At 43.3% G+C, this 23182-nt stretch carries 21 protein-coding genes and 1 pseudogene; 2 read left to right on the top strand and 20 right to left on the bottom strand.

The window, feature by feature from the left end; genetic code table 11:
- Nucleotides 1-101 precede the first annotated feature (101 nt).
- The 20 genes and pseudogenes from tilS to HMPREF9444_RS03950 form a co-directional block, all read right to left on the bottom strand.
- Nucleotides 102-1451, bottom strand: a complete 1350-nt coding sequence (gene tilS, locus HMPREF9444_RS04045) for a tRNA lysidine(34) synthetase TilS (protein ID WP_009143088.1) — start codon at nucleotides 1449-1451, stop codon at nucleotides 102-104.
- On the bottom strand, nucleotides 1445-2401 hold the full coding sequence (gene accA / locus HMPREF9444_RS04040; RefSeq protein ID WP_009143087.1) for an acetyl-CoA carboxylase carboxyl transferase subunit alpha: 957 nt from the start codon (nucleotides 2399-2401) through the stop codon (nucleotides 1445-1447). The genes tilS and accA overlap by 7 nt, the downstream gene beginning before the upstream one ends.
- A gap of 250 nt (nucleotides 2402-2651) precedes the next feature.
- Nucleotides 2652-3389, bottom strand: a complete 738-nt coding sequence (locus HMPREF9444_RS04035; protein WP_040909191.1) for an SDR family NAD(P)-dependent oxidoreductase — start codon at nucleotides 3387-3389, stop codon at nucleotides 2652-2654.
- Between the two features lie 39 nt (nucleotides 3390-3428).
- The gene (rnhB, locus tag HMPREF9444_RS04030) at nucleotides 3429-4070 is read right to left on the bottom strand and encodes a ribonuclease HII (RefSeq protein WP_009143085.1); all 642 of its coding nucleotides are present in this window, start codon (nucleotides 4068-4070) and stop codon (nucleotides 3429-3431) included.
- Nucleotides 4070-5374 (bottom strand): lipid-A-disaccharide synthase, encoded by a 1305-nt coding sequence (lpxB, locus tag HMPREF9444_RS04025; protein WP_009143084.1) that lies wholly within the window; start codon nucleotides 5372-5374, stop codon nucleotides 4070-4072. The genes rnhB and lpxB overlap by 1 nt, the downstream gene beginning before the upstream one ends.
- Nucleotides 5374-6161: pseudogene (lpxA, locus tag HMPREF9444_RS11370) on the bottom strand (acyl-ACP--UDP-N-acetylglucosamine O-acyltransferase). The gene lpxB and the pseudogene lpxA overlap by 1 nt, the downstream one beginning before the upstream one ends.
- A 34-nt stretch (nucleotides 6162-6195) precedes the next feature.
- Complete coding sequence (gene fabZ / locus HMPREF9444_RS04015) at nucleotides 6196-6669, bottom strand: 3-hydroxyacyl-ACP dehydratase FabZ (RefSeq protein ID WP_009143081.1); 474 nt, start codon at nucleotides 6667-6669, stop codon at nucleotides 6196-6198.
- A gap of 7 nt (nucleotides 6670-6676) precedes the next feature.
- Nucleotides 6677-7720, bottom strand: a complete 1044-nt coding sequence (lpxD, locus tag HMPREF9444_RS04010; RefSeq protein WP_009143080.1) for a UDP-3-O-(3-hydroxymyristoyl)glucosamine N-acyltransferase — start codon at nucleotides 7718-7720, stop codon at nucleotides 6677-6679.
- A 3-nt stretch (nucleotides 7721-7723) separates the two neighbouring features.
- The gene (locus HMPREF9444_RS04005) at nucleotides 7724-8242 is read right to left on the bottom strand and encodes an OmpH/Skp family outer membrane protein (RefSeq protein WP_009143079.1); all 519 of its coding nucleotides are present in this window, start codon (nucleotides 8240-8242) and stop codon (nucleotides 7724-7726) included.
- A 23-nt stretch (nucleotides 8243-8265) separates the two neighbouring features.
- Entirely contained in the window at nucleotides 8266-10689 is a 2424-nt protein-coding gene (gene bamA, locus HMPREF9444_RS04000) for an outer membrane protein assembly factor BamA (protein ID WP_009143078.1), read from the bottom strand.
- 25 nt (nucleotides 10690-10714) lie between these two features.
- Entirely contained in the window at nucleotides 10715-12073 is a 1359-nt protein-coding gene (gene rseP, locus HMPREF9444_RS03995; protein WP_009143077.1) for an RIP metalloprotease RseP, read from the bottom strand.
- On the bottom strand, nucleotides 12073-13266 hold the full coding sequence (gene ispC / locus HMPREF9444_RS03990; RefSeq protein ID WP_009143076.1) for a 1-deoxy-D-xylulose-5-phosphate reductoisomerase: 1194 nt from the start codon (nucleotides 13264-13266) through the stop codon (nucleotides 12073-12075). The genes rseP and ispC overlap by 1 nt, the downstream gene beginning before the upstream one ends.
- A complete protein-coding gene (locus HMPREF9444_RS03985; RefSeq protein ID WP_009143075.1) occupies nucleotides 13263-14123 on the bottom strand; it encodes a phosphatidate cytidylyltransferase in 861 nt (286 codons plus the stop codon). Before HMPREF9444_RS03985 ends, ispC begins: the two co-directional genes overlap by 4 nt.
- Nucleotides 14124-14867, bottom strand: a complete 744-nt coding sequence (gene uppS, locus HMPREF9444_RS03980; protein WP_009143074.1) for a polyprenyl diphosphate synthase — start codon at nucleotides 14865-14867, stop codon at nucleotides 14124-14126.
- Nucleotides 14868-14875: 8 nt separating this feature from the next.
- Complete coding sequence (gene frr, locus HMPREF9444_RS03975) at nucleotides 14876-15433, bottom strand: ribosome recycling factor (RefSeq protein WP_009143073.1); 558 nt, start codon at nucleotides 15431-15433, stop codon at nucleotides 14876-14878.
- A gap of 12 nt (nucleotides 15434-15445) precedes the next feature.
- Nucleotides 15446-16171 carry a UMP kinase gene (gene pyrH, locus HMPREF9444_RS03970; RefSeq protein ID WP_009143072.1) on the bottom strand — a complete coding sequence of 242 codons (726 nt, stop codon included), beginning with the start codon at nucleotides 16169-16171 and terminating at the stop codon, nucleotides 15446-15448.
- A 9-nt stretch (nucleotides 16172-16180) separates the two neighbouring features.
- Nucleotides 16181-17059 (bottom strand): translation elongation factor Ts, encoded by an 879-nt coding sequence (gene tsf / locus HMPREF9444_RS03965; protein ID WP_009143071.1) that lies wholly within the window; start codon nucleotides 17057-17059, stop codon nucleotides 16181-16183.
- A gap of 97 nt (nucleotides 17060-17156) precedes the next feature.
- Nucleotides 17157-17936, bottom strand: a complete 780-nt coding sequence (rpsB, locus tag HMPREF9444_RS03960; protein ID WP_050778995.1) for a 30S ribosomal protein S2 — start codon at nucleotides 17934-17936, stop codon at nucleotides 17157-17159.
- 454 nt (nucleotides 17937-18390) lie between these two features.
- On the bottom strand, nucleotides 18391-21009 hold the full coding sequence (locus HMPREF9444_RS03955; protein ID WP_009143068.1) for an outer membrane autotransporter barrel domain protein: 2619 nt from the start codon (nucleotides 21007-21009) through the stop codon (nucleotides 18391-18393).
- A 165-nt stretch (nucleotides 21010-21174) separates the two neighbouring features.
- On the bottom strand, nucleotides 21175-21357 hold the full coding sequence (locus tag HMPREF9444_RS03950) for a hypothetical protein (RefSeq protein ID WP_009143067.1): 183 nt from the start codon (nucleotides 21355-21357) through the stop codon (nucleotides 21175-21177).
- Between the two features lie 216 nt (nucleotides 21358-21573).
- On the opposite strand from HMPREF9444_RS03950, the gene HMPREF9444_RS10500 reads away from it, so the two are divergent.
- A complete protein-coding gene (locus HMPREF9444_RS10500; RefSeq protein WP_009143066.1) occupies nucleotides 21574-22203 on the top strand; it encodes a TetR/AcrR family transcriptional regulator in 630 nt (209 codons plus the stop codon).
- Between the two features lie 2 nt (nucleotides 22204-22205).
- Nucleotides 22206-23177, top strand: a complete 972-nt coding sequence (locus HMPREF9444_RS03940; protein ID WP_009143065.1) for an HlyD family secretion protein — start codon at nucleotides 22206-22208, stop codon at nucleotides 23175-23177.
- Nucleotides 23178-23182 lie beyond the last annotated feature (5 nt).

Genomic DNA, 23182 nt, shown 5'->3' with positions numbered 1-23182 from the left:
CTCTAAGTTTCAGATTCAATTGAATCGCAGATTTATTTACGACTTCTGATTGAAAATCCCGCTTTGGCCGATACTTAAAAGTATCGGCTTATTTTTTGCTGTTAAATTACTTTTCCGGTTTTTAGATTCTTAATCTCAAGATAGTAAACATCTTCAGCTTTAAGATCTTCCTTTTTCCCTAAAGCACAAACCGATCCTAGAGCAAGAACGCTATCTTTATCCTTTACCAGCGGATATGCCGCCCGCTCCCAATAAGGAATAAAATTTTCACCGAAAATCTTTTTAATCTCGCGCCGATGAACTCTATTTACCGGTTTTATTTTAAAACTTCCTGAATATGTAAAATCGAGTGTGACACAATCAGATTTCAAAATAAAACTCTTATTTTTTGCCCTGCCTTTTATAAGAGAATATGCAAAATCATTAAGACAAAGAGTTTCATTTTTATGCAGAATTAATATGCTGTCTTTGTTAGGAGTTATAGCTTTACTGACAATTCTTAGCGTATTTAAATAGCGGCGGATCTCTTTATCGGCAAATTCAACCACTCCCTCCTGATCGTTTGAAGCTTTAATAAGATCATAGCAAGCGGCAACGGTATTAAAATCAGGGGCGGATGATAAAAAATTAAATAAAAATCGCCTTAAAACAAAAAAGGTTAAAGCCTGATCTTCAATATCTATCTTATCAATATAAAAAATATCATCAGCTACAGCTTGTGTATAAAAGGTTTCGGCATAACGCGAGGCTAAATCATGTTCAAAAGCACACAATTTAGCACTTTTTAAAATCGCTTTATCAATACCTATAAAACGTTGACGCAAAAGAGGCAGAACTTTTAAACGAATAAAATTACGCTCAAACTTTAAATAAGTATTAGAGATGTCAAAAACCCAATCAAAACCGAGCGCCGTTAAAATATTTTCGATATCCTTTTTGCTTAAATCCAACAGCGGCCTTATGATAGTTCCCCGATTATCACAGGTTACAGTACTCATTCCGCCAAGGCCTCGCGGCCCCGAGCCGCGTTTTAATGCAAGCAAAAGATTTTCAACCTGATCATCTGATTGATGACCCAGCATCAAATAGCCGTTAGGGCTTAAATTCTCAAGCAGCGCCCGATATCGTTCCTTACGGGATGCATCCTCAGGCGAAACCCCGTTGCCGTATACAATATTCAGCTTAGGGGTTACTAACTTTACTTTTAATCGCTGACACAGATCCTGACAATGCTTTAGCCAAATAGGATCATCCGCATCAAGGCCATGGATACAATGACAGGCTAATACACTAAAACGCGGATCTGTTTCCTGCAGTTTACAGGCAACTAAAAGCGCAAGAGTAGAATCAGCCCCTCCCGATAACCCGACGGTTATAGGAGCAGGCTTTAACTTATGTATAAGGGAAAAGGCAAGACGATTAAGCTCCTGCCTTGCTTTTGAGGTTAACAATAGCCGTAATGCATTAAGCGTTCAAAACGCTGTTCAACAAGAGTATCACTGGGAGTATCGGCAAGCTCGCGTAAATCAAGAAGCAAACGTGCCTTAAGATTCTCAGCCATTGTGTCATAATCGCGATGCGCACCGCCTAAAGGCTCTTTTACGACATTATCAATAAGCTTTAACGACTTTAAGCGATCTGCGGTAATATTCATAGCCTCTGCGGCAAGAGAGGCTTTATCTGCACTCTTCCACAGAATTGAAGCACAACCTTCAGGAGAAATAACCGAGTATGTTGAATACTGCAGCATATTCACTCTATCGCCGACGCCGATTGCCAAAGCACCGCCTGAACCGCCTTCACCGATAACTGTTGAAATAATAGGAACTTTAAGCTCAGACATACACTTTAAGCTTTCAGCAATGGCTCCTGCCTGAGAACGCTCTTCCGCTCCGACACCGGGATATGCGCCCGGAGTATCGACAAAAGTAATAATCGGCAGATTAAAACGCTCGGCAAGGCGCATTAAGCGCATAGCTTTACGATACCCCTCAGGACGAGGCATACCGAAATTGCGTAAAGTACGCTCACGAGTATCACGTCCTTTCTGATGACCGATCACCATAACGGAAGTGCCGTCAAGACGTGCAAGACCGCCGACAATAGCTTTATCATCGGCAAAGGCTCTGTCGCCGGCTAATTCTTGGAAATCAGTAAAGATGCGCTGAACGTAATCTAAAGTATAAGGACGCATCGGATGACGGGATAACTGAGATATCTGCCATGCAGACAAGGAGGAGTAAAGTTTCTTGGTTAATTCAACATTTTTCTTTTCAAGTTGTGCCAACTCTTTTGACATGTCGACATCGGCGCCGACCGTATTGCTTAACCGCTTCAACTCCTCAATATGAGCAAGCAAATCAGCAATAGGCTGTTCAAAATCCAAATAATTGATATTCATAAACCTTCTCTCTAATCTTGCAGGCAAGATATGCCGTTAAATCATTTTTGATTTAACTTTAAGCTTTTGCAAAAGTAAAACTTATCCTCAGCTTTAAAATTCGATAGCCCGGCATTAGCTTTATTTCACGAAAAAACTTATAGCAGTAACTGCCCATAAGTTGATAGTTTAACATTTTACGAACTGCATGGCTATGTATATGCTCATATGAAAACTAAGCACCGGCAGAATTCACCACATGGACAGCTCATTAATTGCAAATAGGCAAGCGTCTCCATAACCATAAAGGAATCAGTCTCCAGAAAAAGACCAAAATACGATAACGCCAATCTATAACCGTAACCCTTTCTTTCTTATTTAACGCTGTCACGATTCTTCTTGCAACCTTACTAACATCCATAACCATCGGATATTTGCCGCCTCCGTCAAGTAAAGGAGTAGCGACAAACCCGGGACGGATATCGGTAAAATCAATATTTAGCTTTCTTATATGACACAGCTGATCAAGACAATCTATATAGGTATTCTGAAAGCGCTTTGACGCTGAATAAGCTGCAGCAGCGCCTAAGCCTTTAGTACCGGCTATTGAACTTATTACAGCTATATGCCCATTTCCTTTTGCCGCAAAATAATTAAAGGCGCAAGTTACCATCCTGACGAAACCGTCAACATTAGTTGCAACGGTATTAAGTTCGATTTCGCTTTTTAAAGAATAATTCTGCTTGCCTATCCCTGAGCAATGCAAATACAAATCAATTCCTCCCAGATCGGCTATGAGCTTATTGAGCTCTGCGCAGGAATTACAGCTTTGGACATCAATTTCTCTATATTTAATCCGATTGGGAGCAAGTGACTGAAGTTCTTTTAATTTATCAACTCTTCTGCCGGCAATTCCTAAGATCCAGCCCTTATTTATCAACTCTAAAGCAACAGCATATCCGATCCCTGACGTCGCTCCGACGATAACCGCTTTTTTGTTATTTTCCATAAGCGCCTCCATATACCAGTAAAAAGACGCAAAAATACCTTAAATCGTCTCTATAATCCCCTTGCCCTCAGCTAGCAGCTTTCTTATAGGAGCGTATGTCATCCGATAACATGAGAGCAAAGGAAGTTTATGCAAAACTTCAAAATGAGCGGCAGTCGGATATCCTTTGTGCCTGGCAAAACCGTACTCGGGATATTGTTTATCTAAAGCATAAAGCTGGGCGTCACGCTCGGTCTTAGCTAAAATAGATGCTGCCGAAATTTCAGGAACGCGTGCATCACCTTTAACCACAGCCTGCATTGCAAGCGGAAAATCCGGAATAAGTTTATTTCCGTCAATTAACATCAGCTCACAGGTTTTGTGCATATTTACATAAGCACGCCGCATCGCCTCAAGTGAAGCGTACAGAATGTTCATTCTGTCAATTTCTTTTGGAGTACATTGTCCTATCCCGTAGGCCAAAGCGTTTTCCTTAATCTGCAAAGCCAAAGCATCGCGCTTTTTTTCCGATAGTTTTTTTGAATCGGCAAGACCTGAAATAGGACGAGACGGATCTAAGATTACACACGCTGCAACAACATTGCCGACCAGCGGACCGCGACCTGCTTCATCTGCTCCGCAAACCAAATGAACTTGCGGATCTATGGGATAGATAAAAGGCTCTAAAACTTTTTTTGCCATTAAAGTCGCGGCTCTTGTCTTGCGGCACGATCAGTACCGGCTATATTTGCCGGAACGGTAAAAGAAGGCTCCACCATTCCGTTAAAAGCTTTATTATCTTTACTTTCAACGGTTTTGATCCCGCTTTTTTTGATTAAGGACAATACGGCTTTTGCAGCAATTTCATCAGAATTTTTAATCATGGCTTTATGCATGCTCAAAAACTCATTCTTCATCAGCAAATTATCTGAAGTCAAAAGCTTCAGCATTTCCTGAGCTAAAGCCTCAGGGGTACACTGCTCTTGAATAAATTCCGCAACAATACGTCTTTTAGCCAATAAATTCGGCAAGGAAAACATATTGATTTTAAGCAGGCGCCTGCCTATGAGCGCAGTCAACGGATTTACTTTATACGCAACGGCCATCGGACGCTTTAAAAGCATTGTTTCAAAAGCAATCGTTCCTGAAGTAAGCAGCACCGCGTCAGCAGCTCCGATAACAGCATGCGTGCAGCCGATGTAAATGGTTAAAGACAAGTCGGGTGCGTGACTTAACCATAAATCCTTGAGCATTTCCGCCCGCTCTTTATCTGGACAGGCTGAAATAAAAACCACATCCGGCATTTTTTCCTTAACGATCCTCGCCGTTTGCGCATATACGGGAACCATATGCACCAACTCATTTTTACGGGATCCTGCCAGAATAGCCATTACCTTGCCCTGTACGGGTTCAACACTGGTTTTTTCAAGCTCGATTTGAGCTTTGGACTCATCCTGAGAAACCTGCAAAGGGATTTGATTGGCTAAAGTATGTCCGACATAAGTACAGGGCATACCTTCCCTATCATAAAATTCTTTTTCAAAAGGCAGCAATGCCAACACTTCATCGCAGGCTTCTTTGATTTTTTTCATGCGACCTTCACGCCACGCCCATACAGACGGGCTGACATAATGAACCGTCGGAATACCGGCACGGCGCATGCGTTTTTCAAGACCCAAATTAAAATCAGGGGAATCAATGCCAATCACCACGCAGGGACGGGCTTTTAATAATTGTTTTATAAGCTCAGAGCGCAGCTTAAGTATGGGCATAAGATGAGAGGCGACTTCAAAAATTCCCATCACCGACAGGACTTCCATCCTGCCAAGCGGAGTAAGCCCCGCTTTTATCATTTTCTCACCGCCGATACCGATAAAGCTTGCTTTAGGATCGGAGCGTAAAATAGCGCGCATTAAGCCCGCGCCTAAAGTATCGCCGGAAGATTCTCCGGCGACTAATGCATAAAGATGAGCAGTATTAACTGCCGCTGAAACTTGAGTGGGCATTAACGGACAATGCCTCTTCCGCTTTCTTTTAAAAACTCAACCAAAGGAGTTACGGCGCTTTCGGTCTTAGCCAACTCTTCAAGCAGCGGAATTGCCTCTTCGATCGTCTTATGCTTATGATAAATAATCATATATGCCTTGCGAATGGCATTTATAGCCTGCTCTGAAAAGCCGCGGCGCGCAAGTCCCACTTTATTGATGCCGTGAGCCTTGGCATAATGGCCTGCCGCCATAACATACGGAGGAACATCCATATTCAAAGCCGCCATTCCGCCGATAAAGGCATGGCTGCCGACGCGTCCGAACTGATGAATGGCACTAAGCCCGCCGAAAATAACCCAATCACCGATAACGACATGTCCGGCTAATGTAGCATTATTGGAGAAAATACAATTGTCGCCTACGATGCAGTCATGCGCTACGTGAACGTTGACCATAAACAGGTTATGCGAACCTACGGTAGTTACCGATCTGCCCTGAACGGTACCGCGGTGCATCGTGCAATGTTCGGGATTACGTTATCATCTCCTATGACAAGACGAGTAGGCTCATTATTGTATTTTAAATCCTGACAAGCCTCACCTATAGAGCAGAATTGATAGAAGTGATTACGCTTTCCGATGACAGTAGGTCCGCGGAACACGCAAAACGGCTCAATAACGCAGCCTTCACCTATGGTAACGTCATCTTCGATGATCACGTTTTCTTTAATAACGACATTCGCACCTATAACAGCTTTATCGCTTATTTTAGCGGATGGGTCTATTTTTGCAGTACTGTCAATCACAGCTTCACCTTACTCTTTTTCTCTATTTTGATTCTTAGCCGCGACGTTTTGCGCACATCAAATCTGCAGAGCAGACGATTTCACCGTCAACAGTTGCAACGCCTTTAAAACTTGCAATACCGCGCTTTTCTTTTAAGAATTCAACGTCAAGCACCAATTGATCACCCGGAACTACCGGACGTTTGAAACGGGCATTATCGATTGCGGCAAAATAATAAAGCTCATCTGGTTCAGGCTTTCCGACCATGGTAAAAGCCAAAACTCCGGTTGCCTGCGCCATTGCTTCTAAAATCAAAACACCGGGGAGAACCGGCTTGCCGGGAAAATGGCCTTGGAAAAAAGGCTCATTAAAAGAAATATTTTTAATGGCACGTAAAGTCTTATGCTCATCGGTAATGGAATAGTCGATTACTCTGTCGACCATTAAAAACGGATAACGATGAGGCAACAGATTCATGATTTGTTCAATTTTTAAAGTTTTTTCCGGATTTCCTGTCACTTGCGCCACCTTACTCTTATTTCTTTAATTCTGCCAAAGCCGATTTTAAATTTTCAATCTGCTTTTCCATGTCATTTACTTTGTGATACATATCGTTGATATGCAGTACGCGGGCTGCAGTAATACGCCACTCTTTATTAGACTGCGCAGGGATGCCCGAAGAGTAAACACCGGGCTTGTCTATAGAGCGCATAACCATGCACATTCCGCTAATCACAGCCTGATCACAAATTTCAATATGTCCGTTAAACACGGAAGTTCCGCCTATAATACAGAACTTGCCGATTTTAACGCTGCCGGCAAAAGTAGTGCCGCCGGCTACGGCTGTGCCGTATCCGATATGTACATTATGAGCGACTTGACATAGATTATCAATAATTACATTATCTTCGATAACGGTATCATCTATTGCACCGCGATCGATACAAGTACAAGCACCGATCTCAACCATATTGCCTATAACCACGCGTCCGGTCTGCGGTATTTTGACCCATTTGCCGGATTCATTAGCGTAGCCGAAGCCGTCACCGCCGATAACGGCATTTGATTGAAACAGACAGTGCTCTCCGATGACAACGTCATGATAAATGCTTACATTAGGATAAAGTTTGGTTCCTTTTCCGATTTTAGCATTAGGACCGACAAAGCATCCCGCGCCGATTTGCACGTCATCGCCGATCTGAGCCCCCGCACTGATGCAGGCATTAGGACCGACTGCGACATTGCTGCCTAAAACCGCGCTTTTATCAATTACGGCAGAAGCATCAATTCCGACGGCAATTGCCGGGGTCGTATCCAAAAGCTGAGCGACTTTAGCAAAGCCGAGATACGGATCTTTAACGATAAGTGCCGCACTTTTTACATGCGGAACATCTCCTTCCCGGATAATCACCGCACTTGCCTGACTTTCTTCCAGAACGCTTCGATATTTAGGATCGGAAAGAAAGCTTATCTCTCCCGTTTTTGCGGTCTTTAAGTTGGCAACGCGGCGGATCTCGACGTCACCGTTTCCGTGCAGCTTGGCACCGATTTTATTTGCGATATCCTGAAGCTTCATCATGAATTACTTCTTGCCGGATTTGCCGACACGCTCAATAACATCCTGAGAAATATCCAAAGCATTAACGGTATAAGCTACCGACTCACCGCGCAGAACAAGCTGAATTCCGCGCTCTTTGGCGATTGCATCAATGGCTTTTTGCACTTCCTGTGCAAGTTTTAAATTTTCATCGGAAACACGCTTTCTCTGATCTTCCTGCAAAGCCTGAGCTTTTAAATTAAAATCAGACTGCATCTGAGCAAAACGTCGCTGCAGATCAACTCTTTCCTTTTCACTTAATTTGCCTTCTTTAAGACGCTGGGCAAGTTTGCTGCCTTCGGCCTCAAGATTCTGCAGTTCACGCTCACGGGGAGCAAATTCCTTAGCAAGATTATCACGGGTGGTCTTAGCCTGCGGAATTTCGTGCATGATAAGCGGCACGTTAATAACTGCAATAGTAGGGGTCTGGGCCTTTTCAGCCGCCATTGCAGGAACGGATACTGCAGCCGCTACCGCGACAGCCAAAGCAAATTTCTTAAACATAGTTATATTTCTCCTTAAATTCTTTAGAAACGACCGCCGATATTAAAGTTAAAGGTCTGAGAGTCGTCTCCCGAGTAATCCTTAATGGGTTTAGCCAGCGAGAATACCAAAGGGCCTATCGGCGACATCCAGTTAAGCGAAACACCGACGGAAGCGCGCATCTTGTCGTTGTCGCTGCTGAAGCCTCCACCTCCTATATTGTTTTCGCGCATATAATCCTTGTAATCGTCCTCACGTGTATCCCACAGCGCGCCGACATCAAGGAAGAATGAAGTACGCACCTGACGCTTATAGGCCTCGGAAATAAACGGAGTCGGCACCGAGATTTCTACGGTACCGGCATACAAAGCGTTACCGCCTACCGAGGTATCGGAATCACCGCTTCCAGGATAAACGGCTTTAGGACCGATGGAGTTGTTGTCAAAGCCGCGCAGCCAATCGTTGCCGCCTAAGTAGAAATTGTTAAAGAACGGCAGGCGCTGATCGTGACCGTTGATAGTACCGTAACCGTCACCGAAAGCCACGCGTCCGCGAATGGTGAAAACGAAATTGCGCTCGCTGTCAAGCGGGAAATAATGCGCTGTTTCGGCAGAAAGCTTATAGTACTGCAAATCAGATCCGGGTACGGTGGCAAAAGCCGAGAAAGACTGCCTGCTGCCTTTGGTCGGGAAAACCGAACGGTCTAAATTATTGCGCGAAAAACCGAAGCTTGCGGTAAAGTTGTTAAACGTACCGCTATCATCCATCGCGTTATCACTATAATCACGCCAAAAAACTTGAGATTGAATAAAATTGTCGCCGGTATTATCGATTTTATTTTGTTCAAAGCCGACGGAATAGGATACCGACATAGTTTCATTAAGCGGATATCCTGACGTTATCTCAATACCCACAGTCTCATTGTCATAAGAAACGACGTCTGCGTTATCGCCTTCAAACTTATCATAGTACGCACGTCCGCCTAAACTGATGCGATCCACCGTGAAATACGGATCGGTGTAGCCTAATTCGATATGCTGGCGGTAGTCATTGTCATAAGCCATAATGGAGGCACGGGAGCCCCAGCCGAATACGTTGTTTTGCGAGATACCGGCCTGCAGGAGCATACCGGAGTTGGTTCCGTAACCGATACCGCCTGAAATAGAGCCTGTAGGCTGTTCTTTAACTTTTACATCAAGATTTACCGTATCGGGAGTATTTCCCGCACGCTTGGTATCAAGCTCAACCGTTTCAAAGAAACCGGTACGGTTCAAACGAGCTTCCGACAGATCAACAGCTTCATTTGACAGCCATGTTCCGTCCATTTGACGCAATTCACGACGAATAACGGTATCATCAGTTGAAGTATTGCCGGTAATATTGATCTGACTTACATATACGCGGGAACCTGGTTCAACATTAAAATCCAGATTAACGACTTTGTTTTCATCATCAAAAGTCGGGAAAGCCCTGACTCTTGAGTAAGCGTAACCGTATTTGCCGAGATAATCGCTTAAAGCTTTTTCTACGGAAGCTACTTTAGCGGCAGAATAAACTTCACCTTCTTCAAAATTCAAAAGCTCTTTCATCTGCTCGCCGTATTTTAAGGTATCACCGCGCAGCGAAGTCTTGCCTACCGTGTACTGCTCTCCTTCCGTAACCGCAATGGTAAGGTATAGGCCCTTGCGGTCAGGCGTCATTTCAACCGAGGTATCGTCAATCTTAAAGCGCACATAACCTCTATCCATGTAGTAAGAACGCAAACTCTCCAAGTCTGCGGAAAACTTCTGGCTTTCATAACGGCGATTGGCAAGAAAGTTCCACCACGGCACATCGTCACGCAGCTGCATCTGCGCTAAAAGCACATCCTCGTCAAAACTCTTGTTGCCGACGATATTAATCTGCTCAATCTCTGCAGAAACGCCTTCGGTAAACTCAAGTTTGATATCCACGCGGTTACGCGGCAAATAAGTTAAAACCGGCTTGACCTTAGCCTGATACATGCCTGCAGAATGGTAAAAATCTTCAAGAGACTTCTGAATTTGCGACAAAGTCTGGACGTTTAAAGCTTCTCCCGCTTTGAGTCCCTGCTGCTCAATTACAGGGCGCAGCGCTGACTCGCTAAGTTGTGAATTTCCGGCAAACTCAATATTACCGATAGTAGGACGCTCTTTAACGTTAACTATTACGGTATTGCCCTCACGCGACAGACTTATGTCATCAAAATTGCCGGTTTCATATAAGCGGCGCATGGTAAGAGCCGAGTTTTCGGCATTCATTACATCGCCTTGTCTTACAGGCATCGCAAGCAGTACTGCACCTACCGTAACACGATTTAGACCTCGTACCTGAATATTGTCAATTACAAAGCTTGAATCATCTGCAGCAAATGACAGCGGAACAAACATTAAACTTCCGACAATTGCCGTCAATGCCAAAGCAAGAGGTTTTTTTGCTTTAAATTTCATCTTCAAATTCCACTTTGCCTAATTTTCATAGAGCTTTTAAATCATTAAAAATCGCCAAGAACGAAATAAAAAGCAGCAAACTAAGTCCGAATAATGACAATATGTACTGCAATTTTTCGTTCGGTGCTTTACGGAAAACAGCCTCATAGGCAATGAATAAAAGCTGTCCGCCGTCCAAAACCGGAATCGGAATCAAATTAAGGATACCTAAGTTTACACTAATAGCAGCCAAAAAACTTATAAAGAAAGTAAGCCCGATAGTGGCACTTTCTCCCGCGCCTTTAGCTATAGCAATAGGTCCGGCTATATTTTGCGCCGAAATTTGTCCCGTAATTAATTTTACTGCTGATTTTACAATAATTAAGGACATTTCGTAGGTGTCTGATGCCGCTTTAATTACTGAATCGGATAATCCGTACTGCACCTTTTGGGTGAGCTCAGGGATCGGCTCAGCTTGGGCAAGCACCCCGATTAAAGGACGGTAAATCTTTGCCGCCTCATCATAAACAAGATCTGCAGTAAGCGTAGTGGTATATAAAACGCCGTCACGCTTTATAACCAAGGTCAAAGGCTGACCGTTCGAAGCGGCTATCATTTCCTGCGTGCGATACCAAGAATCAGAAGCAACGCCGTTTACTGAAACAATTTCGTCTCCGGCTTTAAGCCCTGCACGAAAAGCAGGACTATCCTGATTTACCGAGCTTATAACATTTAAAATTCTCCCGACGCAGACTTTAAGCCCCAATATCCCTAAAGGATCTTTATCCGGCTCCAGCTTAAACGTACTTAAATCCATATTAAGCGCAATATCATCGCCATGACCTAAATCGCGCTTAACTTCAATTAATACGTTTTTCTCTCCTGAGTGTGAAACTAAGGTCAAGAGGGCGTTTTTCCAATCAGCTGTCTCAATTCCGCCGATACTTTCAATTAAATCATATTCTTTAAAACCGGCTGCGGATGCTACCGAATTAGGAACCACATCACCAATAACCGGCTTTATTAAAGTAACGCCGCTTAAATTAACGAAGCAATATAAAAAGAAAGCAAGCAGGATATTACACAAAGGTCCTGCCGCAATAATAAAAGCTCTTGCTTTCAAAGACTTGGCGTAAAAAGATCCAGAAACGTCGGTAAGCGCAGCTGCTTCCTGTTTGTTTTCTCCGTACATTTTTACATAACCGCCCAAAGGAATTGCAGATACGGCATACTCACAGCCGTCTTTTCCCTTGCGCGACCATAATACTTTGCCAAAACCTATGGAAAAGCGCAAAATTTTAACTTTGCAAAACCTAGCAGCAAAAAAGTGACCTGCTTCATGAATAGTCACTAAAATACCGATAGCGATTCCGAAAAACAGCAGGTTCCACAAAAAAGAGCCCATTACATCCTCGCTACCGCAGCTTTAATATAATCCCTGACTTTAGCGTCAAGCTCAAAAATCTCCTCAAGAGAATAAGGAGATTCTCCGCCGAAAGCATCGAGACTTTGAGCGCATAGAGACGCTATATCCAAATAACGGCAGGCACCATTTAAAAACGCCTCTACTGCTACCTCATTGGCTGCGTTAAGTGCTGTAGTTGCTCCCTGTCCTAATTTACTTGCCTGCATGGCAAGAGCAAGACACGGATAACGTTTAAAATCAGGCTGTTCAAAAGTAAGAGCTTTAAGCGAACAAAAATCAAGTCCGCCGACTCCGGATACTACTCTTTGCGGATAAGCAAGAGCTCTTGCTATCGGGGTTTTCATATCAGGATTGCCAAGCTGGGCCAGCACCGCTCCGTCAATATACGAAACCATCGAATGAACTACCGACTGCGGATGGACAACAACCTTTACGTCATCGTCGGAGGCATTAAATAAATATCTTGCTTCAATAAACTCAAGACCTTTATTCATCATTGTCGACGAGTCAACCGAAATCTTCGGTCCCATTGACCAGACCGGATGATTTACCGCCATGGAAGGAGTGACATCTTGTAATTTTTCAAGTTCAATAGTGCGAAAAGGCCCGCCTGAGCCGGTAAGCAAAATCTTATCCACGCCGCAGCCTTTTAAGTCACAACTGCCGAGATTCTCTTGGGCACTTTGCGGCAAACATTGAAAAATTGCACTGTGTTCACTGTCAATCGGCAAAACTTTAGCGCCGTATTTTTTAACTTCATTAAAAAATAATTTGCCTGACATCACCAGCGCTTCTTTATTGGCAAGACCAATTACGGCTCCGCGCTTTACCGCTGCCAGCACCGGAGGAAGACCCATCGCTCCGACAATGGCAGCTACGACATAACCACCCTCTTGGTCGGCAGCAATTTCCACTACTCCGTTAGCACCTGCTAAAATATCACAAGATAAATTATTAAGCGTACAAGCGTCTTTCAAACGACAGGCTGCATCTTTATCATAGACGGCAACCCGCTTGGGCGAAAAATTCCTGATAATATCAAGCATTTTTTCAACATTGTGCCCGCACGCGGCGGCGTAAAGCTCATATTTGTCTGGATTTGCCGCTATTACATCTAATGTGCTGCTGCCTATAGATCCGGTAGCGCCTAATAAAGTTATCTTGGTTTTCATGCCAAATTGCCGCTAATTAACCAATTTACGGATAAAAACAAAGGAACCGCCGCAAGCTGCGAGTCAATACGATCGAGCATACCGCCATGCCCCGGGAAAATTTTGCCTGAATCTTTAACTCCGCCCAAGCGCTTAATCATACTCTCAAGCAAATCACCAATCACGGAAAAAACGATGGCGATAATGCCTGAAGCAATTAACGCGGGAGAACTATCGGCGTAAACAGAAAAAAGGCCAAGATGCATAAAAAGGATCAGCGCGGCAAAAGCTAAAATAAGACCGCCGTATAATCCTTCCCTGGTTTTTTTAGGACTGACTGCAGGGATCAGTTTGTTTTTTCCGAAAAATACTCCGGCAAAATATGCTCCTGAATCTGCGGCCCACACTAAAGCCATTACGGCAAGCACCAAATATGCACCGGTGTTTGCATCAAGTGCAATATCAGTTGCGCGCAAAACCAATAGTCCCTCCAAGAAAGGGACTAACATCAGCAAACCTAAAATCGCGCATATAACTTTATTTTCATACCATGAACTTTTATGCGGATATGCCTTTATAAGCGGAACAACGCCAATCCATAAAGGAATGCTTAGTGCAATTATATATTTGACGACCGGAGGAATGTGTCCTGACACGAACTCACCTGGCGGTGCAATTACAAAGCAGCATACAGCAGCTGCAACTGCCAAAAATAAAAACAAATAGCGCTGCTTAAACTTAAAAATCGGACCTAACTCATAGGCGCCGACCATATAAATAAAAAGTGCGCCCATGGTAAAAATCGGGAAATCGGCAAAAAAAAGCCACGCAATTACAGCAGCGATTAATACGATGCCGGTAATAATACGGGTAACCATTTATTTTCCTCTAATTTGAGCCGAAGTCATGCCGAAACGACGCTCGCGGCCTGAGAAAAACAAAAAGGCTTTTGTAAGCTCTTCTTCATCAAAATCAGGCCATAAAACGTCCGTTACGTATAATTCGCTATATGCACATTGCCATAATAAAAAATTGCTGATGCGCATTTCACCGCCGGTACGAATCAATAAATCGATATCCTGCGGCAAACTTAACTGTTTATTAAAATACTCTTCATTAAGATCATTTTTTGTGACCTGCCCGCAAGAGATTTGATCTAATATTTTGCGGCAAGCCTCAACTATATCCCAGCGACCGCCGTAATTGGCTGCTATATTAAGCTCAAGTCCGGTATTTCCCGCTGTTGTTTCTTCAAGCACATGGATAGCTTTCTGCAGTCCTGAATTAAAGCGTAAAACGTCGCCTATTACTTTGGCTTTTATGTTGTTTTTATGTAAAACCGGAGTTTCTTTTTTCAAAGAAAGTGAAAAAAGTTCCATTAAAGCTGAAACTTCAGTTTGCGGACGCTTCCAATTTTCACTGGAGAAGGCAAAAAGAGTAAGGGAGTGAACGCCGAGCTTTGCAGCGGCTTCAATGGTACGTCTGACAGCAGCGGCTCCTTCTTTATGGCCTTTGACGCGCGACATTCCGCGCTGTTCGGCCCATCGACCGTTACCGTCCATAATAATGGCAACATGACGGGGGATCTTAATCTCTCCCGTCATTTCTTTGTCAGTAAGCATCAGGACAATTATATTTCCATCAGCTCTTTTTCTTTGGCAGCCAAAAGCTCATCACACTTCTTAACTGAAGCATCGGTAAGTTTCTGGATTTGATCTTCACCGCCGTGCTGCTCGTCTTCGGAAATCTCTTTTGCTTTTTCCAAAGCCTTAAGCTCATTGTTGGCATCACGACGAATATTACGAATCTCTACGCGAGTCTGCTCAATTTCACCGCGAACGACTTTAACTAAATCCTTACGACGTTCCTCGGTTAAAGGAGGGAGCGGGACGCGAATATCAATTCCGGCAACGACAGGGTTCAAGCCTAAATCAGACTTCTGAATAGCCTTTTCTACATCTTTAATGGCGTTGCGGTCAAAAACGGTCAATTTTAAGGTACGAGCGTCTTCAACATTAACCTGTGCAACCTGACGCAGCGGGGTCGGACTGCCGTAATAGTCAACCATGATACCGTCTAAAATTCCGGGCTGAGCACGGCCGGTACGGATCTTGGCAAGACGGCTGCTTAAAGAATCAATAGCTTTTTGCATGCGAACGCTTGCATCTTGTTTAACATCGTTAAGCATCAAACATTCTCCTTAGTCTGAAACTAAAGTGCCCTCATCCTTGCCAGTCGCGGCACGTAATAAAGCACCTTCATTATTCATTGAAAAAACACGGATCGGCATGTGATGATCACGGGCCAAAACAAAAGCGGTTAAATCCATAACCTGCAGTTCTTTTGCTAAAACTTCGTTAAAACTAAGCGAAGTATAGCGGACGGCAGACGGATCCTTGACCGGATCTGCTGTATATACGCCGTCCACTTTAGTTCCTTTCATGACTTCATCGCATTTAAGCTCAATTGCGCGTAAAACCGCCGTAGTATCGGTAGTGAAAAAAGGAGAACCGGTACCACCTGCGACAATCACGACATTTCCGTCTTCAAGAGCCTTTCTGCCGGCAACGGCACTATATTGAGCGCTGATGGAAGGAATTCCGTATGCACTCATCAAAACGCACTTGCCGCCCTGACGGATAAGTTCATCGCGCATGGCAAGTCCGTTCATTACAGTTGCGAGCATACCCATTTGATCGCCAGCAACGCGATCAAGTCCGGCTTTTTGCAATGCGGCACCGCGGAAAATATTTCCGCCGCCGATAACTAAAGCCACTTGAACGCCGTCATCCTGAACCTTGCGGATCTCTGATGCCGCATGAGCCAGAATTTGCGGTTCGATTCCGAAGCCGGCACTTCCGCCTAAAGCTTCGCCGGATATTTTCAGCAAAATTCTACGCATATTGTCTGCTTGTCCTGAAGTCATTAAGGTCAATTACTTGTTAGCGGCAGCGATCTGAGCCTGAACTTCTTCTGCAAAGTTCTCTTCTTTCTTAGCGATGCCTTCGCCTACTTCGTAGCGAACGAAGCTTACTGCATCAGCATTGTGGCTCTTTAACAACTCACCGACAGTAACTGAAGGATCCTTAACGAAAGGCTGACCGGTCAAAGAAACTTCACCGGTAAACTTCTTCATGCGGCCTTCAACCATTTTCTCGGCAATAGCGTGAGGCTTGCCGGACTTAACGGCGATCTCAATCTGAATCTGACGCTCTTTCTCAACAACCTCTGCAGAGACATCTTCAGGATGAACGAAGTCAGGCTTGTTGGCGCAAACATGCATAGCAATATCTTTTGCCAAATCCTCGGTGCCGCCGTTTAAAACGGTAACAACGCCGATGCGGCGGTTTGAATGGACATAGATGCCCAAAACATCGCCGGTTACGCGAACAAGACGACGCAAGTTCATGTTTTCGCCGACTTTGGCAATTAATGCAGTTAAAGCATCTGCTACGGTCATACCGCCGAAATCAGCAGCTTTTAATGCTTCAACGTCAGCAGCACCGCTCTTTAAAGCAACGTCGGCAGCTTTCTGAGCAAAAGAGGTAAACTCTGCGTTCTTTGCGGCAAAGTCGGTCTCAGAGTTCAACTCGAGCATTACGACGGTATTGCCTTCGTGAGCTACGGCAATAACACCTTCAGCGGCGGTACGGGTAGCTTTCTTAGCAGCCTTAAGAGCACCGCTCTTACGCATTGCTTCAATAGCAGCTTCGATATTGCCGTCAGCAGCAACCAAAGCTTTTTTGCAGTCCATAAAGCCTGCGCCGGTAATGTCGCGCAGTTCTTTAACCATAGCGGCAGTTACGTTTGCCATTTTTTAATCCTCAAATTCGTAAAGGGCCGGTTATCCGGCCCTAAAAATTAACAGCTTTAAAATTAAGTCTGACGACTTTATCTAAATAAGCCGATAATTACTCAGCCTTTGCTTCAGCAGCTTCTTCTTTAGCTTCCTCGGCAGGCTCGGCTTCCTCTTGAGCCTCTGCAGGCTGCTCAGCTTCAACGTGATTCATCTGAGCACGAGCGGCATTGATAACTTCAACTGCGCCCTTTAAATAAAGCTCAACAGCACGAATAGCGTCATCGTTACCCGGAATTACGTAATTTACGCCGTCAGGATCGGAGTTGGTATCGACAACAGCAACAACCGGAATACCAAGGTTGTTAGCTTCTTTGATAGCAATATGCTCAACTTCAGCGTCGATAACAAACAAAGCATCAGGCAAACCGCCCATATCCTTGATACCGCCCAAAGAACGGTTCAACTTGGCAAGTTCACGAGTACGTAATAATGCTTCTTTCTTGGTAAGCTTGTCAAAAGTACCGTCGGTTGACTGAATCTCGAGCTCCTTCAAACGCTTGATGGACTGACGAACGGTCTTCCAGTTGGTAAGCATACCGCCAAGCCAGCGATGATCGACATAGAACTGACCGCAGGAGGTAGCGGCAGGTCCGATTTGATCGCAGGCGGCGCGCTTGGTACCGACAAACAAAACTTTACCCTTATGAGCGACTACGCTGCTTAAGAAATTAAGAGCGTCTTCGTAGCACTGTACGGTCTTCTCAAGGTTAATGATATGAACGCCGTTACGATGTCCGAAAATATAGGACTTCATCTTAGGATTCCAGTAACGGGTTTGGTGACCGAAGTGAACGCCTGCTTTAAGCATGTCGCGCATAGAAATAGATGACATGAGATTTCCTCTTTAAATTGGGTTATGCCTCCACTGCTCCGTTTCCCCAACCTTAAAAGGCACCCGGGAAAAGCGTTTATAAGCAGTGTGTGTTTTTAAAAATTACACTTAAAACCTTTGCGTACCATACGCAAAGTCTTGCGTATTTTATCATGCAAATAATAATTTTTAATGAAATACCACGAAAAATATCTGATTTTTATCAGAACAAAAAGCATCAAATAAGAGTGTCTTACTTATCATTTTTAAATAAAAATATTAAGTCCAATCGTCCATGAGTAAAAAATCTATAGCATTTTTATGCACAACACCGTCCCTGCTCATATCAACACCATCAAAAGATGCGGCATATATACTGAAAATTATCTTTATATTTGCAATTGTTATTCGATATAACGAACAAAATTTATGTTTTTTCTTTTTGTTCGTTATAACCGATAAAGCTCTACAGCTGTCAAAACTTATATATAGCAGCCAGTGACACCGCCAAGCCATCTCTATCGCCGGTTACCGCATGAAGATCGGAGCTTAACGCAAAGTCAGGATAATCTTTTAAGGCAAAATCCAAACCCAGGCTTCCTATATAAGAAGTTCCGTCCAAATCTTCCTTATCCAATGCATAACCGTTTACATAGGTTTCAACTGATGAGCCGAAACTGCGTTCTAAAGCGGCTCCTGCTGATAAACTTACGCAAGCATTTAGCTTAAAATTAAATTCTCCTCCTGCTCGTACGGCATGCGCAAAACGCGGATCGATGCTCATATTGTCACTATCTTTATTATTAAGTCCGAAGCGATCCGAAGTTTCATAAAGACCCAGATAGCGTATGTAAATATCAGCTTTAGTAAAATCATTTACAGCAAAGCGGTAACCTCCGCCTGCCTGAATACTGCCGTAAAAGCCCCGGCTGACAAAATCAGCCTGATCTTCTTCATAAACTGCATCAAAATCAGTTTTGATATAACCAAAGCGTACGGCAGCATCAGCATACATCCCGTTGTTAAAGCTGTAATCAACCAAAGCGCCTAAACCTGCATAACTTATATCAGTGTCAACATCAGCTCCTTCTTTTAAACTCGCACTGCCGATGCCGGTTTCGGCAAACAGCGACCACATAAGATTATCAGATTTAAAGGAACTGCCTGCCGCAAGATGATACCCGCGCAAAGAAAAATCACTGTCACCGTCATAGTTAAAATAACTGCCTGATACTGCAGCAAATAAAGCAGTACCGTTTCTTCCTTCAAGCGATCTCAATGCTGCACTCTTAGCATCCTCAATAATAAAATCAGCTCCTTGCTTAATTAATGCCGTTGAGCTTAATGCGGCTTTAGATAAAGTTCGCGCCTGCGGGCTTATTACCGTTTCCTCAATAAAATCATCATCGTTGACGATATCTTCAACCCCAAGCTCATTCTCATAATCATGACTATCCTTTGAAGTCCAGCGCTTGAACACAAAGGTATTATCACCCTCCACCACGGTGTGATCATCAGTATGAATATATCCATCCGACCATAAAAGGGCAATATCCTGTTTAGGATCAACCTTATGCGAAGCTACGACTAAAGTTTTATTTTTAAGATCAATATGTTTACTGACCTCAAGAATGTACTGGTTTCTAACACCTTCTTTATCATGGCTTACTTTAATATTATTCTCGTTAACCGTAAGCTTTAAGACCTTAAAACCTTCTATGCTTTGAACCTGAACATTTCCTTCAGCACTTATAATATTGTAGTCATCGATAGCGTTGTTTCCGTTTCCGCCACCAAATACTGTACCATCAACATCAGTTTTACCTGACAAAATAACGATATTTGACTGCGCTTTTTGCCCGTAGCCGCCGTAAACATCCCCTGAAACGCTAGCATTTTTAATTAATATGGTATTGTGGGATGCACTTATTTCGCCTCTTCCGCCGTAAACAGTGCCGTTGATCTTAGCATCATCAAGCACGTTGACGTAGTTAAAATCCGCGCTGCCTGTATTACTCCAGCCGCCGGCTGCGCTTGCAACGCTGCCGTTTACTTCCATATAGTTGTAGCCGGCAGCACCGTTTGCGGAAAATCCGGCATAAGCATTCCCCGAAACTTCTGCGCCTTGCTTTATTCGCAGCTGGTTGCCAAAAGCCTGCGTCGTTCCGCTTCCGGCAATTACATTTGTTGAAACAAGTGAACCTGCATTTAACGTAACCGAATTATTAAGGGCTTTGCCGCCGGCACTTTCACCACCTACAATTTTGCCTGCATGACCTGCTACATCAACGGTATTGTATGAAACGTCGCCATTGTCACTTTTAGCGCCTATTACACTTTTAGCTTCAGCTCCTTCATTCACGGTTATAAAATTAGATGCAGCCGTACCGCTTTTAGCATAGGCCCCAAAAACATCTAAAGCGTGTGCCTCTGAATTTAAAATAAGGCTGTTATATAAGACGTCGCCGTTTTGCGCATACCCGGCATAAGAAGCATCGCCAACTGTACCGTTTATTTCTACGTAATTGCTTTGAGCTCCGTTAGAACCGAAACCTCCGTATACTTTGCCCTTAACATCGCCGTTAACAATAACCTCATTGCTGTCTGCGAAGGCTTTTTGTGCATAACCGCCTAAAACACTATCGGAAACTGAAGCATTAGATGCAATTTCGACACTGTTGCCGCGAGCATAGCCCCTTTCCGTCGTATATCCGCCGATAACATTCTGTGCCTGACCTTTTACCGTCACCATGTTATACATCGCTGAGGCATTTGAATTAAATCCGCCTATAGCACTGCCGACTTTAGCACCGTCTAAAACAGTAAGCTCATTATCCGTAACATTAACCGAACTTTGTGTCCAACCTCCAAAAACCGTACCGCCGCTAAAATTAGCATCGATATTTACCTCGTTTCGCCTTACGGTATTGCCGCTATTTAAAGAAGGCCCAAACCATTTTACATTCTGTGCAATAGGATTATTGTCTGCCGGGTACGCCTGACTTTCTCTATCAAAATTTAAAACTGCAGCCTGACCTGCAGAGCTTAAAGCCAGCAAAACCGCGATTGCTGAAATTTTTTTACAATTTTTCAAAATAACTCCAAATCTTTTTGTATCTACCTCCTATATTAGGCTTATCTATTCCTTTCTGTTATCAGTTGCGCTTTTTACGCAAGTTCCCGTTACTTTTTACTAAGACTTAAGGCAAAAAATTTCTCTGCTCTTCTTTTTTTTTGCCTCAATTCAACTGTCCCATTGTCACGGATGCGGACGCACCGGTGCAGGTATTACAGGATGAAACAGAGGCGGAGGAGCTTTATGCATCGGTCTTTCAATACGATGCGGTCTTTGCGGGCCCCGATCATAATGAACGGTGCAGCCGTTTAACAATAAAACAGTAATGCCTATTCCAATCACTGCAGCAATTTTGTTTCCTTTCATATTTATCTCCTTCAAAATTATTTTCTTTTAGTATGAAAGACAATGCTTAGCGGCAAATTAGCATCAGCTAAAGCCTTAGTCTTGTACTGATGTTTGCTATATTCCGGCTTTAAATTTGTGTGACTTGGGCGGCAATTTTCATTTCATGAGTTTTTAATTCTCTTTTTTTCTTCTAAACTAATTAATGACACTAGTGTCATTAACTGAGGTCTTTATATGGCAGAATCAAAAAGAGTACGGCGTAAAGACGCCCGCCCCGGTGAAATCCTCGAGGCTGCCGTAGATATTTTCTTAAATAACGGTTTTAACCAGACAACTTTGCTTGATATAGCCAAAAAAGCCGGAATTTCACGCAGCACAATTTATCTTTATTACAAAACCAAAGAAGATCTGTTTTTACAGGTTGTACGTACAACTATCCACAAACACTCTGCTCAAATACAAAAAATTAATGCTCAAAGCAATGAAGATTTAAGACAAAATATCCATAATATCGTTGAGTTGGTTTTTACTACCACAGGCGATCAGAATTATTTAAGGCTGCTGCTTATTTTCATTACTGAAAGCGCTAATAATCCTTTCTTGCAACAAATATTTTTCACTGAAATCGTCAGCAAAATAACCAATCCTGCCAAAGAACTGTTTAAAAGCACTAAAGAAACCAAAGAAATTTGCGACGTGATCCTTGCCATGATCGCCGGATCTTTTTTTATTTCATCATTGTCCACCATGATACTGACGAAAAAAGGAAATTTCCTGCCCTCAAGACAGACGCTTAAGGAAATGCTGCCGAAGCTGATTTTAAACAGCTTGAGTAAGGCTCCTTCACCTGACGCAAAGGAGTAAGTATGAAAAAGAAAATTCTGGCTTTTTTGTTTTTAATAACTCTTATTATTTTAGGCATTGTCTTATTTTTTAATCAAAATAAAGAAGACGCAAAGCTTAAAGCTTACGGCAACGTCGATATTCGCGAAAGTTCTCTTGCATTTGAGGCAAGCGGCAAAATCAATGCTCTTTTCTTTGATGAAGGACAAAAAGTTTCTAAAGATGAAGTTCTTGCCACAATTGATACAAAAGCTCTTGAGCATGAAAAAGCAATTAAGCTGTCATCCTGCAAAGGATTAAAAGCCGAACTTAATCTTCTTGAAAACGGGTACAGAAAAGAAGAAATAGCTAAAGCGAAAGCTGAAGTCAAAGCACTTGAAAATGAAGTCAAGCTTCAGGAAAAAACTTTTGTCAGAACCGATAACTTATATAAAAAAGATGCAGTCAGCGCCCAAACCCATGACAGTGACTTCTTTAAGCTAAACGCCTTAAAAGAAAATTTAAATACGGCCAAAGCAAGTCTTGAATTACTTGTAAACGGATATAGAAGCGAAGAGATCGAAGCTAAAAGGGAAGAATATAAAACCTGTATCAATGAACTTAACTATATAAATTACAAGATTGAAGATCAAAGCGTCATTAAAGCCCCGTATGACGGCAAGATCCGTACGCGCAACCTTGAGCTGGGCGATATGGCATCCCCACAAACTCCGGTCTTTACCTTATCTCAGCTTGACCGTAAATTTGTACGTTGTTATTTATCTGAAATGCAGCTTATTAAAGTAAAAACCGGAAATGAAGTTACGGTACAAACTGCAAGCGGCACCGACATTAAAGGAATTGTTGCAGTAATAAGCGACACTGCAATGTTTACCCCTAAAACCGTACAAACAGAAGAGCTGCGTCCCGATCTCGTCTACGAAATACGGGTCGATGTTGCCGATCCTGATGAATTATTGCGCCTTGGGCAAAGCGTAAGCGTTATTTTTGAATAAGGAAA

It is taken from the genome of Succinatimonas hippei YIT 12066, assembly GCF_000188195.1.
In the GTDB taxonomy this organism is placed as follows: domain Bacteria; phylum Pseudomonadota; class Gammaproteobacteria; order Enterobacterales; family Succinivibrionaceae; genus Succinatimonas; species Succinatimonas hippei.
This window is presented reverse-complemented; position numbering and strand designations above follow the sequence as displayed.

What these genes read in the sequence shown, in the direction of transcription:
- accA (WP_009143087.1), bottom strand. Translation starts at nt 2,401, where the DNA reads ATGAATATCAATTATTTGGATTTTGAACAGCCTATTGCTGATTTGCTT.
- HMPREF9444_RS04035 (WP_040909191.1), bottom strand. Translation starts at nt 3,389, where the DNA reads ATGGAAAATAACAAAAAAGCGGTTATCGTCGGAGCGACGTCAGGGATC.
- rnhB (WP_009143085.1), bottom strand. Translation starts at nt 4,070, where the DNA reads ATGGCAAAAAAAGTTTTAGAGCCTTTTATCTATCCCATAGATCCGCAA.
- lpxB (WP_009143084.1), bottom strand. Translation starts at nt 5,374, where the DNA reads ATGCCCACTCAAGTTTCAGCGGCAGTTAATACTGCTCATCTTTATGCA.
- lpxD (WP_009143080.1), bottom strand. Translation starts at nt 7,720, where the DNA reads ATGATGAAGCTTCAGGATATCGCAAATAAAATCGGTGCCAAGCTGCAC.
- HMPREF9444_RS04005 (WP_009143079.1), bottom strand. Translation starts at nt 8,242, where the DNA reads ATGTTTAAGAAATTTGCTTTGGCTGTCGCGGTAGCGGCTGCAGTATCC.
- bamA (WP_009143078.1), bottom strand. Translation starts at nt 10,689, where the DNA reads ATGAAATTTAAAGCAAAAAAACCTCTTGCTTTGGCATTGACGGCAATT.
- rseP (WP_009143077.1), bottom strand. Translation starts at nt 12,073, where the DNA reads ATGGGCTCTTTTTTGTGGAACCTGCTGTTTTTCGGAATCGCTATCGGT.
- ispC (WP_009143076.1), bottom strand. Translation starts at nt 13,266, where the DNA reads ATGAAAACCAAGATAACTTTATTAGGCGCTACCGGATCTATAGGCAGC.
- HMPREF9444_RS03985 (WP_009143075.1), bottom strand. Translation starts at nt 14,123, where the DNA reads ATGGTTACCCGTATTATTACCGGCATCGTATTAATCGCTGCTGTAATT.
- uppS (WP_009143074.1), bottom strand. Translation starts at nt 14,867, where the DNA reads ATGCTTACTGACAAAGAAATGACGGGAGAGATTAAGATCCCCCGTCAT.
- frr (WP_009143073.1), bottom strand. Translation starts at nt 15,433, where the DNA reads ATGCTTAACGATGTTAAACAAGATGCAAGCGTTCGCATGCAAAAAGCT.
- pyrH (WP_009143072.1), bottom strand. Translation starts at nt 16,171, where the DNA reads ATGACTTCAGGACAAGCAGACAATATGCGTAGAATTTTGCTGAAAATA.
- tsf (WP_009143071.1), bottom strand. Translation starts at nt 17,059, where the DNA reads ATGGCAAACGTAACTGCCGCTATGGTTAAAGAACTGCGCGACATTACC.
- rpsB (WP_050778995.1), bottom strand. Translation starts at nt 17,936, where the DNA reads ATGTCATCTATTTCTATGCGCGACATGCTTAAAGCAGGCGTTCACTTC.
- HMPREF9444_RS03950 (WP_009143067.1), bottom strand. Translation starts at nt 21,357, where the DNA reads ATGAAAGGAAACAAAATTGCTGCAGTGATTGGAATAGGCATTACTGTT.
- HMPREF9444_RS10500 (WP_009143066.1), top strand. Translation starts at nt 21,574, where the DNA reads ATGGCAGAATCAAAAAGAGTACGGCGTAAAGACGCCCGCCCCGGTGAA.
- HMPREF9444_RS03940 (WP_009143065.1), top strand. Translation starts at nt 22,206, where the DNA reads ATGAAAAAGAAAATTCTGGCTTTTTTGTTTTTAATAACTCTTATTATT.